The 14942-nt window shown below is 60.6% G+C and carries 12 protein-coding genes; 5 read left to right on the top strand and 7 right to left on the bottom strand.

The annotated features are described in order from the left end of the window. Window positions 1-35 precede the first annotated feature (35 nt). Window positions 36-1385, bottom strand: a complete 1350-nt coding sequence (gene nhaA / locus ACNPN0_RS18110) for a Na+/H+ antiporter NhaA (RefSeq protein WP_434691869.1) — start codon at window positions 1383-1385, stop codon at window positions 36-38. Between the two features lie 170 nt (window positions 1386-1555). Beyond that, on the bottom strand, window positions 1556-2050 hold the full coding sequence (locus ACNPN0_RS18105) for a DUF2505 domain-containing protein (protein WP_105657107.1): 495 nt from the start codon (window positions 2048-2050) through the stop codon (window positions 1556-1558). A gap of 240 nt (window positions 2051-2290) precedes the next feature. Here ACNPN0_RS18105 and mfd point away from each other — a divergent pair, with 240 nt between their 5' ends. Further along, a complete protein-coding gene (gene mfd / locus ACNPN0_RS18100; RefSeq protein ID WP_105661736.1) occupies window positions 2291-5905 on the top strand; it encodes a transcription-repair coupling factor in 3615 nt (1204 codons plus the stop codon). Window positions 5906-5965: 60 nt separating this feature from the next. Here the strand turns inward: mfd and ACNPN0_RS18095 are convergent, their stop codons facing one another. From ACNPN0_RS18095 to ACNPN0_RS18075, 5 genes are all read right to left on the bottom strand, one after another. Then, a complete protein-coding gene (locus tag ACNPN0_RS18095; RefSeq protein ID WP_448937575.1) occupies window positions 5966-6460 on the bottom strand; it encodes a tetratricopeptide repeat protein in 495 nt (164 codons plus the stop codon). A gap of 84 nt (window positions 6461-6544) precedes the next feature. Beyond that, window positions 6545-6802: a hypothetical protein gene (locus ACNPN0_RS18090; protein WP_105657110.1), complete on the bottom strand. Its 258-nt coding sequence runs from the start codon at window positions 6800-6802 to the stop codon at window positions 6545-6547. Window positions 6803-6837: 35 nt separating this feature from the next. Beyond that, a complete protein-coding gene (deoC, locus tag ACNPN0_RS18085; protein ID WP_400290567.1) occupies window positions 6838-7524 on the bottom strand; it encodes a deoxyribose-phosphate aldolase in 687 nt (228 codons plus the stop codon). Window positions 7525-7583: 59 nt separating this feature from the next. Continuing rightward, window positions 7584-9314 (bottom strand): phospho-sugar mutase, encoded by a 1731-nt coding sequence (locus ACNPN0_RS18080; RefSeq protein WP_448937576.1) that lies wholly within the window; start codon window positions 9312-9314, stop codon window positions 7584-7586. Between the two features lie 52 nt (window positions 9315-9366). Then, on the bottom strand, window positions 9367-10167 hold the full coding sequence (locus tag ACNPN0_RS18075) for a purine-nucleoside phosphorylase (RefSeq protein WP_105657112.1): 801 nt from the start codon (window positions 10165-10167) through the stop codon (window positions 9367-9369). 126 nt (window positions 10168-10293) lie between these two features. Between ACNPN0_RS18075 and ACNPN0_RS18070 the strand changes: the two genes are divergently transcribed. From ACNPN0_RS18070 to ACNPN0_RS18055, 4 genes are all read left to right on the top strand, one after another. Continuing rightward, entirely contained in the window at window positions 10294-11703 is a 1410-nt protein-coding gene (locus ACNPN0_RS18070; RefSeq protein WP_448937577.1) for an NAD(P)H-quinone dehydrogenase, read from the top strand. Window positions 11704-12038: 335 nt separating this feature from the next. Then, window positions 12039-13427, top strand: a complete 1389-nt coding sequence (locus ACNPN0_RS18065) for an MFS transporter (RefSeq protein WP_105657113.1) — start codon at window positions 12039-12041, stop codon at window positions 13425-13427. Between the two features lie 183 nt (window positions 13428-13610). After that, window positions 13611-14351 carry an SDR family oxidoreductase gene (locus tag ACNPN0_RS18060; RefSeq protein WP_448937578.1) on the top strand — a complete coding sequence of 247 codons (741 nt, stop codon included), beginning with the start codon at window positions 13611-13613 and terminating at the stop codon, window positions 14349-14351. A gap of 102 nt (window positions 14352-14453) precedes the next feature. After that, window positions 14454-14909 (top strand): DUF6176 family protein, encoded by a 456-nt coding sequence (locus tag ACNPN0_RS18055; RefSeq protein ID WP_448937579.1) that lies wholly within the window; start codon window positions 14454-14456, stop codon window positions 14907-14909. Window positions 14910-14942: the final 33 nt, after the last annotated feature.

Here is a 14942-nt window from a genome sequence, read left to right as displayed (position 1 = left end):
CCCCGCCCGAGCTATTTCTTCAGGATTCCAGAAGGCTACTTTCCTTCGTCGTCCTGCTGGTACACATCAGGGATGCCATCCTTATCGGCATCGCGGGTCTCTCGCTCGTGCAGGACCTTGTATCGGCGGTTACGGGGAATCAGCCACAGGGCACCGAGGATCGCTGCAATGAATGAACCAGCCAGGATTGCTACCTTGGCATGCTCATAGTGCGCCGACTCCAAGCCGAAGGACAGTTCGGAAACCAGCAGGGATACGGTGAAACCGATACCTGCCAGCAACGTGACGCCCAGGATGTCGCCCCAGCGGGCGTCCTTGTCCAGCGAGGCCTTGGTGAACCGGGTCAGCAGCCAGGTCGAGCCCATGATGCCGATCGGCTTGCCGAGCACCAGACCCAGAACGATGCCCCAGAACACTGGATCGGTGAGCAGGCCGCCGCTGCCTTTTTCAGGGGAAAACACGGTCACGCCGGCGGCGAAGAAGGCGAAAATCGGAATGCAGAAGCCGGAGGACAGCGGGCGGAAACGGTGCTCGAATCGTTCAGCCAGGCCGATGCCTTCACGGCCATCGGTGCGCTTGACCGGGACACAGAAGCCCAAGACCACACCGGCGATAGTGGCGTGGATGCCGGAGCCGAAGACGAAGATCCAGGTAATGACACCCAGCGGCAGCAGGATTGCCCACGCGGCCCACGCACGCTTGGCGAAGAACTTGCCAAGGAAACGGGCAAGGACCGTGAAGAGGATGATAGGGATCAGCGACAGGCCCAGGTAGGACAGCTTCAGGTCATCGGTGAACACGACGGCGATAATGACAATAGCAATCAGGTCATCAACGACGGCCAACGTCAGCAGGAAGATGCGCAGCGCTGCGGGAAGCGCCGAACCAATCACCGCGAGCACAGCCACGGCGAACGCGATATCGGTTGCTGTCGGAATGGCCCAGCCACGCAACAGCTCGCCGCCACCGGACATGGAAGCGATAGCGACAAAGATCAATGCCGGCACCAGCACGCCGCCAAAGGCGGCCGCGACCGGTACGGCTGCCGTTTTCGCATTGCGCAGGTCGCCAATGACGAATTCTTTTTTCAGCTCCAAGCCGGTCAAGAAGAAGAACACCGCCAGCAGTGCATCGGCAGCCCAGTGGCCGATGGACAGGTTCAGATCCACACCGAAAAGGGTCGGTCCGAAGTGGAAATCACGCAGAGCGAAGTAGGACTCGCGCAACGGGGTGTTAGCCCAAACCAACGCCAGCAAAGCGCCGGCGATGAGAACCATGCCACCGACGGTCTCCTTGCGCAGGATATCGCCGATACGGACCGATTCTTTATAGCTGGGGCGCGAAAACAGGTTCTTGCTGGAACCCGAAGACGGAGTTTGGGTCATACGTGTAACTCGCTTACTTCGTTAAATGGATACTTCTCGCCGACCAGACTTCCCGGCACACCTGTCTTTAACCCTAGCGCCAACAGTGCTTCAGAGCACAAATCCCCGGACGCTTTGCGAGAAATCGCACGTCCGGGGATTGAATGTGAAAGGAAACTATTTGGAGTGGCTTATTTCGAAAGCCAGGCATTGACCTGAGCGGCCTGCAAATTCAGTGCCTTGCCCAGGTATGGCTCCGCAGCCGAAGCCAATTTGCCGCCGATGAATGGAATTGACGAAGAAACCTTGGCGTCAATGGAGAACTCGGAAGTTTCGCCCTGGGCCTTGAGCTGTTCGGTGCCGCTGACGGTCACCGGAACACCAGCAACGGAGATCTTTACCGTAGCCGAGCGGTTGCCGGCAGCATCTGGGGCCGTCCACTGGTCTACCTGGGTGATCTCGATGGTCGCGCCAACGAATTTGCGGGCGATATCCGGAACGCGATCGGTGGGGACCGAACGAACGGTGGTCACGGTGAAGGCGCCTGCGGTATCGCCGTTCACGGAGAAATCGGTCAAGGAACCGTTGGCGACCTTGGTCAGGTGCTCGGCAAAGCCACGATCGCTAAGCGTAGCGATGACCTGGTCTGCAGGGTGGGCGATCTGAGTGCTTGCGTTCAATGCCATGAAAGCTAATCCCAATCTGGAAATCTAAGTGGCCGGGCAACGAAATCGCAGGCCCGGCAACGGACAGTATTAACACTATCTGCAAAGCCGCATTGGGTAGGCTAGGACTGCACCCAAAACAGCATATTGACGTTTCCGGCCGTGGAAAAACATTCACGGTCGGCGTTAGTGGTGTCGTTTCGACGTAATACAGTATGAATGCACCCGGCCAAGCGTCTGCATGAGAGGACCCGAACCCCCATGAGCCTAAGCGGACTTCATGATTTCCTGCGCGAGGAACCTTCCTTCAGGCGTATTGGGCAAAGCGCAGCTCATGACTACCCGACGCGCAGCGAAGAGCTGGAAATCGCGGCCCCGCAGGGCATGCGACCGATCCTCTCGGCGCATATCAGCCAGGCGCTGCGTGAAAGCAAGCATTCGGGGGTGACGCTCATCGTCACCGCGACCGGCCGTGAAGCCGAAGAAGTCTCCAGCTCACTGGGTGCCTACCTCCCGGCAGGCCAGATCGCCGAGTTCCCTTCTTGGGAAACCTTGCCCCATGAGCGCTTGTCGCCGCGAAGCGATACCGTGGGACGCCGCCTGGAAGTGCTGCGCCGCCTGCACGACCGGGATGAGAGCCTAAACATCATCATTGCTCCAATTCGTGCCGTGCTGCAGCCGTTGGTCGCCGGCCTTGGCGAATTGCGCCCGGTCATCCTGGAACTGGATGCCGAGCCGGGCTTCGATAAAGTCATCAAGGACTTGGCTGCTGCGGCTTATGCCCGAGTGGACATGGTGACGCACCGCGGCGAGTTTGCGGTGCGTGGTGGCATCATCGATGTTTTCCCGCCGACATTGGACCATCCGGTCCGTATTGATTTCTTCGGGGACCAGATCGACTCGATGCGATTCTTCGCCATCGCAGATCAGCGGTCCACTGATGATCCCGGTCCCACCCGGATCATTGCCACGCCCTGCCGTGAAATGCTCATCACCCCGCAGGTGATGAGCCGGGCAGCGAATCTGAAGAACCATTTCCCGGCGGCCCAGGAAATGCTCACCAAGATTGCCGGCGGCATCGCTGTTGAAGGCATGGAATCCTTGGCTCCGCTGCTGGTGGACAAGATGGTTCCGCTGCTGTCCTTGTTGCCGGAATCGTCCATTGCGCTGGTGATGGAGCCAGAGCGCGTGCGCGCCCGCGCGCATGACCTGAACGCCACCAATGCCGAATTCCTGGCTGCCGCGTGGGCTTCGGCTTCGGATGGAGCCAGCGCTCCGTTGGATCTGACCACCGCGGATTCCGAGCGAAAGCTGGCTACCGGTGATTTTGCCTCGCTGGCAGAAACCGTAGAACACGCACAAGCCGCCAAGGTTTCCTGGTGGGCTATTACCTCCCTGGGTGCCGATGACGAGCTGGATTTGGGCGCGGCCACCATCCGTGTCCCGGCCCGTGAACCGCACGGCTACCAGGGCGACATCGAGGCGATGATGGAATTCATCGCAGGACGAGTCAAGGACCAATGGCGTTTCGTCGTGGCTACCGAGGGGCCCGGCCCGGCAGCCCGCCTTTCGGAGCTTTTCGCCGAGTTCAAGATCCCGGCACACAGGGTGGATGACCTGTCCGCGGAACCCACCGCTGGACTGATCGAGATCACCCAGGCCACCGCCGGCCGCGGGTTTGTCTTCGAGGAACTGAAGCTGGGCCTGCTCACCGAAGCAGACTTGCTGGGCCGCTCCAGCGCGTACCCGAACCGCAAGGGCCGCAAGCTGACGGTCAAGCGCAAGCGCAATGCCGTTGATCCGCTGAGCCTGCAAGCCGGGGACTACATCGTCCACGAACAGCACGGCATCGGCAAGTTCGTCGAGCTGATGGCCCGCAAGGTCAATGGCTCGGGCAAGGACGCCAAGCGCGAGTACCTGGTGGCGGAGTACGCCTCTTCCAAGCGCGGAGCCCCGGGGGACCGTCTGTTCGTCCCGATGGACCAGCTGCATATGGTCACCCGGTATGTCGGCGGCGAAGCTCCGACCTTGTCCAAAATGGGCGGTTCGGACTGGGCCAGCACCAAGTCCAAGGCGCGCAAGGCCGTCAAGGAAATTGCTGGCGACCTGATTAAGCTCTACTCGGCTCGCATGGCCAGCCGTGGCCACGCCTTCGCATCAGACACCCCGTGGCAGAACGAGCTGGAGGAAGCCTTCGCGTTCATCGAGACTCCGGATCAGCTCACCGCCATCAACGAGGTGAAATCCGATATGGAGAAGGAAATCCCGATGGACCGGTTGATTTCCGGTGACGTGGGCTTTGGCAAAACCGAAATCGCGGTTCGCGCCGCCTTCAAGGCCGTCCAGGACTCCAAGCAGGTTGCCGTGCTGGTTCCTACCACCCTGCTGGCTTCCCAGCACCACCAGACCTTCACCGAACGCTATTCGGGCTTCCCAGTCCGCGTGAAGACCCTCTCGCGTTTCCAGAGCGCCAAGGAATCGAAGGAAATCCTGGCCGGCCTCAAGGACGGCAGCGTGGACATTGTCATCGGCACCCACCGCCTGCTCTCCAAGAACGTGGAGTTCAAGAACCTGGGCCTGGTCATCATTGACGAGGAACAGCGCTTCGGAGTGGAGCACAAGGAAGAGCTCAAGAAGATGCGCACCAACGTGGATGTGCTGGCAATGAGCGCCACCCCGATCCCGCGTACCTTGGAGATGTCGCTGACCGGCATCCGCGAAACCTCCACCTTGGCGACCCCGCCCGAAGAACGCCATCCGGTGCTGACCTACGTGGGTCCACGCAGCGACAAGCAGATTTCCGCGGCCATCAAGCGTGAGCTGATGCGCGATGGCCAGGTGTTCTTCGTGCACAACCGGGTCAGCTCCATTGAGCGGGTAGCTGCCGAATTGCGCGAGCTGGCCCCCGAAGCGCGCGTGGAGGTAGCGCACGGCAAGATGAGCGAATCCCGGCTGGAGCGGATCATCCAGGACTTCTGGGAGAAGAAATTCGACGTGCTGGTCTCCACCACCATCATCGAAACCGGCCTGGATATTTCCAATGCGAACACGCTGATTGTGGACCGCGCGAACAACTACGGCCTGTCCCAGCTGCACCAGCTGCGCGGGCGCGTTGGGCGCGGCCGTGAGCGTGCCTACGCCTACTTCCTGTGGGATGTAGAGAAACCGCTGGGGGAGGTCGCCCTGGAGCGCCTGAAAGCCGTTGCCGCGCACAACGAGCTTGGCTCCGGCTACCAGCTGGCCATGAAGGACCTGGAACTGCGTGGAGCCGGTAATCTGCTGGGTGGCGAGCAGTCCGGGCATATCGCCGGTGTGGGCTTCGACTTGTACCTGCGCCTGGTAGGCGAGGCCGTGGCCGATTACAAGGGCGAAGGCGAGGAAGAAGCCGCCGAGATGAAGATTGACCTGCCGGTCAATGCCCACCTGCCACACGACTATGTACCTGGTGAACGACTGCGTTTGGAAGCCTATCGCAACATTGCCCAGGCTGAGACCGACGAGGCGCTGGGTGAAGTCCGCGATGAGCTGGTGGATCGCTATGGCAAGCTTCCAACTCCGGTGGAGAACCTCATGCGCGTGGCGGCCCTGCGTATTCGCGCGCGTGCTGCGGGGCTGCATGATATCCAGCAGGTCGGCAACCACATCAAGCTGGCTCCGGCCAGAATTGAAGACCTGCCAGCTTCGCGCCAGGTGCGCTTGGAACGCCTGTACCCGGGGGCTGCGAACAAGCCGGCGCTGAATTCGATCTTCATCCCGAAGCCCAAGACCTCGCCCATTGGCGGACGGGACTTGGCCGACGGGGAGATCCTGGAGTGGGCGGAGAAGCTGCTCTACGCTATTTTCGAGCCAACACCCGCACCGGCAGCAAAGGACTGATTCGGTTGAACTCGCGGGCCAGTAGCATGCCTTTTCCGGCAGGCTGCTGGCCGGCGTTTGCTACCGCTGGCCCGAGGCCGCAGGCGAGGCCAGTTCTCCGGCGTAGCCCTTGATCGCCCGGGCGTAGAGCGAGGCATGGCGCGCTAATGCGCTGACCGCCAGCTGGACCGCTTCGGTGGATTGCCCGGCATCGTGCAGGGCCAGAACCAGGAAGGCCTGGGCGTCGGTAAAGATCGGTGAATCGGCAGTGATCTGCTGCAACAGTTCGATGGACTGGGTGTACTGCCCGAGATTGCGCAGCGTGCTGGCTAGCTGGAGCAGCGCTTCATCGTGCCTTGGCGCTTCCAGCCCAGCTTCCAGTGCCGCCCGGTAGGGGTCGACCGCTTGTTCTTCTTCCCCTAGGTAGTCGTGCAGGGACGCGACCTCGAAGAGCACCCGCGAATCCTGCGGATCCTTGCCCTGCACCAGGAGTGCCAGTTCGGTGCGCAACTGTTCAGGGCGTTTGCCGTTGGCTGAGTTCCAGAACTCGTCGATGCGCTGATCCCATGATTCCATGGGGCCAGTCTAAGCGAGGCAAGGCAGCTTAAACGCAAGAGAGGGAAACCCGGACACGGGTTTCCCTCTCTTGAAAAGTTCTAATTAATTCTGGTGGGCGTTAGCTGCCGCAACCAGATCCTCAGCCTTTTCCGCGCGACCCATCAGGTGCATCGGGATAGCGAAAGCCAAGAACATCAGAGCGAAGCTGACCAGGGTCGGCCACCAAGCAACCTCAAGGGTCCAGTAGCCCAAGGTGTAGACGCCAGCCGAGAACATCACGAAGAAGATCACGAGGTTGACGATATTGCCGACAAGGCGGCCTTCACCGGAATGGGCAGTGTTCTTGCCGTTCGAGTACACTTTTTCTCCTTGGGAAAACGGATTGGTGCGATTTCCTAGTAGCTGGAACCGCTTTGCTCTCCCTCTAGGATAGCAACTCCTGAGCTAGAACCTAGCCGGGTCGCACCGGCCGCAATCATGGCGCGCGCGGTTTCAACACTGCGAACGCCGCCCGAGGCCTTGACACCCATTTCCGGGCCGACGGTCTTGCGCATCAGCTCGACGTCTTCGACGGTCGCGCCGCCGGTGGAGAAACCGGTGGAAGTCTTGACGAAATCAGCGCCAGCGGCCTTTGCGGCCTCGCAGGCCAGGACCTTGGCTTCCTCGGTGAGCAAGCAGGTTTCGATGATGACCTTCAAGATGGCTCCACCTTCATGCGCGGCCTGCGCAATGGCGAAGATCTCGTTGACCAAGGCATCCCGATCGCCACGCAGGGCGGCGGCAACGTCGATCACCATGTCGATTTCGTTGGCACCGTCTGCAACTGCGTGCTTGGTTTCGAATACCTTGGTATCGGTGGCCGAGGCACCCAGCGGGAAACCGATGACCGAACAGGTCAGTACGTCCGAGCCTTCCAGCTCGCGCGAAACGGTGGAAACCCACAACGGGTTGACGCAGACCGACTTGAAGCCGTACTTCTTGGCTTCGTCGCAGATCTGCACAACTTGTTCGCGGGAAGCATTCTGAGCCAACAGGGTGTGATCGATGTAGCTTGCGATCTCGCGGGCGCTTAGTTCAGTCATCATTTCCTCTAACAATAAAGATTTCAATCATTTCAAATGAAGGTCTCGAAGGGGTAAGCCTAGTTGGCATTCAGGTAAGCTGCCAATTCATCCTTGATTGCCAAGACCTGCGCGGTAGCGCGTTTGCGGGCTTCAGGGACCTCGGCCAGATCATCGACCGGCTCAATAGTTTCCAAGTAGCACTTGAGTTTCGGTTCCGTTCCCGAGGGCCGAACGATCACGCGGGCACCGGAAAATGTATGCAAGACCATGGCGTTGGTCGCAGGGAGCTTCTCGGTGCCCATCGACAGGTCGGTCACCTCGGAAACCTCGGAGCCGCCCAGCGAGGCCGGAGCGTTCTTGCGGATCTTTTCCATGAGCACCGGGATCTGCGCCAAGTCGGTGAAGCGCAGGGACAGCTGGTCGGTGACGTGCACGCCATGCTTGGCGGCCAGTTCATCCAGGCGGTCCGGGATGGAGCTGCCCGAGGCCTTCAACTGCGCAGCCAGATCGGCCAGGACGATCCCGGCAGAAATCCCGTCTTTGTCGCGCACCAGTTCCGGGGCTACGCAATAGCCCAGGGCTTCTTCGTAGCCGTAGCCCAGGTCCTCAACGCGTGAGATCCACTTGAATCCGGTCAAGGTTTCTTCGTGCTCGCGTCCGGCGTCCTTGGCGATGGCTGCCAGCATGCGCGAAGACACGATGGAATTGGCGAATTTCTTGCCCTCTGGCAAGGTCTTGGAGACCTGGTCCCCGAGCAGCCAACCTACCTCATCGCCGCGCAGCATCCGCCAGCTGCCGCCGTCGAGGATGGCTGCCGCGCAACGGTCGGCATCGGGGTCATTGGCAATGACCAGATCAGCACCGACCGTGCGGGCCAGTTCCAGCGACAGGTCGATTGCCCCTGGCTCCTCGGGGTTAGGGAACTTCACGGTAGGGAAGAGCGGATCGGGGTGTTCCTGCTCAACGACCATGTGCACGTCGTCGAATCCAGCGTTCAGCAGGGCTTGGCGCATGGTGTGGCCACCCACGCCGTGCATTGCCGAAACCACAATTCGCAGATTCTTGCGTACCAGGCCCTGCGGCTGGTTAGCTTCGATGATCGGGTGGATGGAAGCGAGATAGGCTGCCTCGATATCGCCTTCTTCGCCTGGGGCCGGGAGCACTTCCCAACCGGACTGTGCCAGCGGGATCTGCGCCACTGGCTGGTCATGGTCAATCAAGGAAGCGATCTGCGCATCGATCGGGGAGACGATCTGAGCCCCGCGACCCGACGCATCGGTGATCCTGCCGCCAACGTATACCTTGTAGCCGTTGTCCCGCGGAGGGTTGTGGCTGGCCGTGACCATGACGCCGGCTTCCGCGCTGAATTCACGAACGGCCCAAGCCAGCACCGGGGTCGGCAAGGCCGAGGGCATCAGCAGCACCTCAAAACCGGCAGCGGCGAAGACGGCGGCTGAATCCTTGGCGAAGGCATCCGAGTTGAAACGGGCATCGAATCCGATGACGACCTTCGGGACATATCCGCCGTTGGCCTTTTCGCCCAGGAAACGGGCGATGCCCGCAGCGGTGCGCAGGACCACCACACGGTTCATGCGCATCGGGCCGGCGCCCAATTCGGCACGCAGGCCTGCGGTGCCGAATTCCAGGACGCCGCTGAAGCGGTCGGCGATGTCCTCGAAGGCCAGCGCGTCGCCGTCGGTGACGCGCTGGACCAGTAATTGCAGTTCTTCCTGCGTTTGCGGATCGGGATCCTGGGCTGCCCATTGGCCCGCCGCATCAAGCAACTGGATTTTCTGCGTGTGATTCACTGATTTCCCTTCGAAGGACACTGACTGCTTCTTTGCGCCGATAATGCGAGGCTTAGAGCTTCGCGATGATCTGTGCCAGCAACTTGGAGATGCGCGGACCGGCGGCCTGGCCGGCCTCGATGACTTCCTCGTGGCTCAGCGGCACCGGGCTGATGCCGGCGGCCAGGTTGGTCACCAGGGAAATACCGAAGATCTCCATGCCTGCATGGCGGGCGGCTATTGCTTCCAATGCGGTGGACATGCCGACCAGATCAGCACCGATCACCTTGGCGTACTGGACTTCGGCCGGGGTTTCGTAGTGCGGTCCGGTGAACTGCGCGTACACGCCCTGATCCAGGGTCGGATCAACTGCGAGGGCAATCTCGCGCAGGCGCGAGGAGTACAGGTCGGTCAGGTCAACGAAGGTCGCGCCCTCCAAAGGGGAGGCGGCAGTCAAGTTGATGTGGTCCGAGATCATTACCGGGGTGCCTGGGGTCCAGTTCGGATTCAGGCCGCCGCAACCGTTGGTGAGCACCAGCTGCTCGCAGCCGGCAGCTGCCGCGGTGCGGATGGGGTGGACTACCGCGCGCACGCCGCGCCCTTCGTAGTAATGGGTGCGGGCACCCAGAACCAGGACCCGCTTTCCAGTGGACGTCAGGATCGAGGAGATGCTGCCCTTGTGCCCGGGTACGGCCGGGGCATGGAAGCCTGGAATGGAGGCGGCATCCAGGGTGTGGGTGGTTTCGCCGATGAGTTCGGCGGCCTGGCCCCAACCGGAGCCCAGGACCACCGCGATGTCGTGTTTTTCGACGCCGGTCTGTTCGGCGATTGCCTGGGCAGCTTGTGCCGCCAGGACCTGTGGGTCATTTTGCATATCAGTCACGGGAAATACGCTACCGGTAGCGGGGCGCTTTGTCAGGTGAAACTAGTGCTTCAGATTCAAAATCACGTTCCGGGATCGTGCTTCGATGTGCGCAATCACCGTGCATGGTGAACAATAGTGAGTGTGAGCGCAGATCGTAGGAATGAAGCAACCCGTTTAGTTATTCTCGGCGGAGGACCTGGCGGCTACGAAGCTGCCATGGGTGCAGCCCAGCTGGGCGCCAATGTCACCGTCGTGGAGCGTGCAGGCATGGGCGGTTCAGCGGTGCTGACCGACGTCGTGCCCTCCAAGACCCTGATCGCTACGGCGGACGCAGTGCGCCGGGTGAAGCACGCAGAGACCTTTGGAGTCCACGTTGACGGCCTCGACTCGGCCGTCACCGACTTCTCGGTGGTGAACCACCGCCTGCTGGATCTTGCCAAGGAGCAGTCCTCGGATATCCGCACCACCCTCGAACGCGCTGGCGTGCGCATCGTGATCGGCGAGGGCCGCTTGCTGGACGACCACACGGTTGCCGTATCGCACCCGGATGGTTCCGAGCAGGAAATCGAAGCGGACGCCATGCTGATTGCCGTGGGAGCCCACCCGCGCGAACTGCCTACCGCCAAGCCTGATGGCGAGCGAATCTTCAACTGGACCCAGATCTACAACATGAACGAGGTGCCTGAACACCTGATCGTTGTAGGCTCCGGCGTTACCGGTGCAGAATTCGCTTCGGCGTACAACTTGCTCGGTGCCAAGGTCACGCTGGTTTCCTCGCGCGACCGCGTGCTGCCCGGCGAGGATGCAGATGCAGCGGGCGTGCTGGAAGATGCTTTCAAGGACAACGGCGTCAACGTTGTTTCCCAGGCTCGCGCCGAGGGCGTGGAGCGCCAGGGCGACAGGGTGCTGGTCACCTTGGCGGATGGTCGCGTGCTCGAAGGCAGCCACTGCCTGGTTGCAGTGGGCGGCATCCCCAATACCGCCAACATGGGTCTGGAAGAAGCCGGTGTGCAGCTGACCGACTCGGGCCACATCAAGGTCGATGGCGTTTCGCGCACTACCGCAACCAACATCTACGCTACCGGCGACTGCACGGGCGTCTTCGCCCTGGCTTCGGTAGCAGCCATGCAGGGCCGCATCGCCGTGGCCCACCTGCTCGGCGACTCGGTAAAGCCATTGAACCTGGATCTAGTGGCATCCAACGTCTTCACCTCCCCGGAAATCGCTACCGTGGGTGTGACCCAGCGTGCGGTTGCCGAAGGCAAGTACCAGGCCAATATCATCAAGGTTGACCTGAACACCAACGCTCGCGCCAAGATGATGAACGTGGACCAGGGCTTCGTGAAGATCGTTTCCCGCAAGGGCTCGGGCACCGTTATCGGCGGTGTTGTGGTTGCTCCGCGTGCCAGTGAATTGATCTTCTCGCTGGCACTGGCGGTCCAGAACAGCCTTCATGTTGATGACGTGGCTGAAACCTTCACCGTTTACCCGTCGTTGTCCGGTTCGCTGGCTGAAGCGGCACGTCGCCTGCACCGTCATCGGTAGGTTCTGAAGAACTTTTCCAGGGCGGCATTTCCCTTGCATTCAGGGAGATGCCGTCCTTTTGCCATTAATGCCGTAATACAAGCTCTTGTGACGCCATTCACTTTGTCGACCGACTCTGATATAAGTGTAAAAACTGTTTTCTCAGGTCACGTCTCAATATGTGGAAGCGCATATTCCTGCTAGTAGGCCCGTGAATTGCTGTTTGCAGTTCAGTTTCATTTCATCTGGTGTCCAAATGCTGGACATCAATATCCGAATACTGGTCACCGAGGTTTACGATTATGGCAACGTAAATGAACATCTGACTCGTACTTTCACTCTAAGGAGCAGCCTCCATGTCGCAGGCTAACCAAGCAGTGGCGCCGAAGGAAAACACCCGCGGTCGCGTGCTGTTTGCCAGCATGATTGGCACCACTGTCGAATTCTTCGACTTCTACGCCTACGCCACCGCGTCGGTTCTCGTTTTCCCGGCGTTGTTCTTCCCTAACGCCTCCACCATCAACGCGATCCTTTCATCGTTCGCGATCTTCGGCGTGGCTTTCGTGGCTCGTCCACTGGGTTCGATCATCTTCGGCCACTACGGCGACAAGCTCGGCCGCAAGGGCACCCTGGTGGCCTCACTGCTGCTGATGGGCATTGCCACTTTCCTGATCGGCTTCCTGCCGCCGGCTGCGGGCAACTGGACCGTTTTGGCTCCGACCGCACTGGTGCTGCTGCGCTTCGCCCAGGGCCTGGCGCTGGGCGGCGAATGGTCCGGCGCTGCGCTGCTGGCCACCGAGAATGCGCCGAAGAACAAGCGCGCCATCTACGGCACGTTCCCCCAGCTGGGCGCACCCATCGGCTTCATCATTGCGAACCTGATGTTCGTGGCCCTGCAGACCTTCTGCACTGCAGAGCAGTTCATGGCATGGGGCTGGCGCGTTCCGTTCTACTTCTCGGCAGTCATGGTGATCATCGGCCTGTGGGTACGCCTGAAGCTGGTTGAATCCGCGTCCTTCAAGAAGGTCCTGGACCAGAAGAAGGTAGTGAAGTCGCCGTTCGCGGTGACCATGAAGAAGCACTGGCGCCCAACCCTGGCCGGTACCTTCATCATGCTGGCAACCTATGTGCTGTTCTACCTGATGACCTCCTTCACCCTGACCTACGGCACCCAGCCAGCTACCGTCGAGCAGGCGACTGCTGCCGCTGAAGCCAAGGGCAAGACCTTTGACGCCGCAGGCTTCGTTCCGGGCTTGGGCATTGAACGCCCGACCTTCTTGACCATGCTGATCATCGGTGTCGTCTTCTTCGGCATCTTCACCGTGGTTTCGGGCCCGTTGGCTGAGAAGTTCGGCCGCCGCAAGTTCCTGATCTGGGTTACCGCGGGCATCTTCGTCTTCGGACTGTCGTGGACCCTGTTCTTCGGTCCAGGCCAGGGCGCTGCCATGGCCGGGCTGATCATCGGGTTCACCCTGATGGGTCTGACTTTCGGCCCAATGGCTGCGTATCTGCCTGAGCTGTTCCCGTCCAATGTCCGCTACACCGGCTCGGCTGTTGCCTACAACATGTCCTCGGTGATCGGCGCGGCTCCTGCTTCCTTCGTGGCTGTAGCCCTGTGGAAGGCCGGTGCGGGCAACACCACCGGCGTTGGCCTGTACTTGGCACTTGGCGCGGTACTGACCTTGGTCGCGCTGTTCATGACGCGCGATACCTCTGACATGGACATGGAAGAGTGGGTCGAGTAGTTCGACAGTCTTGCCGAGGGAACGGCTCGGCGAATCATCAAGCCATGATGATTCGCCGGGCCGTTTCCCGTTTCCGTGCAGCCTGGATGAATACGAGCTGAAAAGGGCCATCAACCCCTGACAACTTGATGCGCGGCATGGAAGCATGGGACGCGGAATATCCAATACCGAAGGGGAATGCTCATGCGTATTGCAGTTGCGGGAGGCACCGGCGCTATCGGCACGCTGGTGGTCGAAAAACTCAAGAGTGCTGGCCACGAACCAGTGGTGCTCGCACGGTCCGTGGGATGCGACCTGGTGAACCGCAACGCGGTAAAGCAGTGGCTGGTTGACTGCCAATCGGTCATCGATGTTTCCGGAGTTTCCACCACCAGCTCTGCTGCATCCATGCGGTATTTCACCCACTCGACGGCCAACCTCGTCAGTGTGGGGCGCGAGTCCGGGGTGCAGAACCACGTGGCGCTCTCGATCATCGGAGCGGCCGAAGTGGATTCCAGCTATTACGCGGGCAAAGCCGTGCAAGAGCGGATGCTGCACATGCTTCCCGGTGGCTATACGCTGCTGCGCTCGACCCAGTTCCACGAATTCATTGGCCAGAATATCAAGCGTCTGGGCGCGGGTCCGGTGCAGATGGCGCCGAAAATGCGGATGCAGCCCATCGCGGGCATCGAAGTGGCTGCAGCACTAGTGGATCTTGCCGAGGCGCCGGCGCAGGGCGTGGTGCAAGACCTTGCTGGGCCGCAAGAAGAATACGCTCCCGACCTGTTTGCCAAGTACCTGCAGGCCCAAGGCAGGTCTCCAAAGATGGTTGAAGTGCCTGTTCCTGGCCCCATGGGCAAGGCCATGCGTGATGGGGGACTGCTGCCAGGCGGTTCCGCCCGGCTGGGCCACGAAACCTTCGACGCCTGGCTAGCGCGGCAGTAGCCCGAACCAGCCTCCTTATTCAGTATCCACTGGCTGGCGAGCTGGAACTTCCAGCATCCGAATAGCCGTGACAAAACAAGTGGATTCTGGAAGCATCACGTCATGGACGAAAAAGAACCGCATGTTCCCTACAATCCCACGCCTCGGGACTTTCCAGGCTTTGCGATGCCAGCTTCAGTGCCGCAAGGCATGCGTCTGGAGCTGAGCCGTTCAAGGATCAAGGATGGGCAGGATGAGAACTTTGGCGCCTGGATGGACATGCTCAATGCGCGCTACGAGGAATGCGAAGCATCCTTATCGGCACAACGGGCAGCGCTAGAAGCAACATTCAGGCATGTGGAAGCCGATGGTTCAACATGGATCTACCACCTGAGCCTGGTAGGCGAGAACGGCGGCGGGCTCGATACGCAGCAGGAGATCGATGCGGCGCACGAAGCAGCTAGCCGCCAAGCGAAAATGCCTGGCTGGGAAGAGCTTGAACCGAAGTTCCTGCTCATGCCCGATCATCTGAAGGCATCCATGGCGCACTGGGCAGAACATGGACGGGTGCCAGAGTAGAAGATTCCAGTTGCAGAACGACGCCGGGCCCGG

This window comes from Glutamicibacter sp. AGC84 (assembly GCF_053543575.1).
This window is presented reverse-complemented; position numbering and strand designations above follow the sequence as displayed.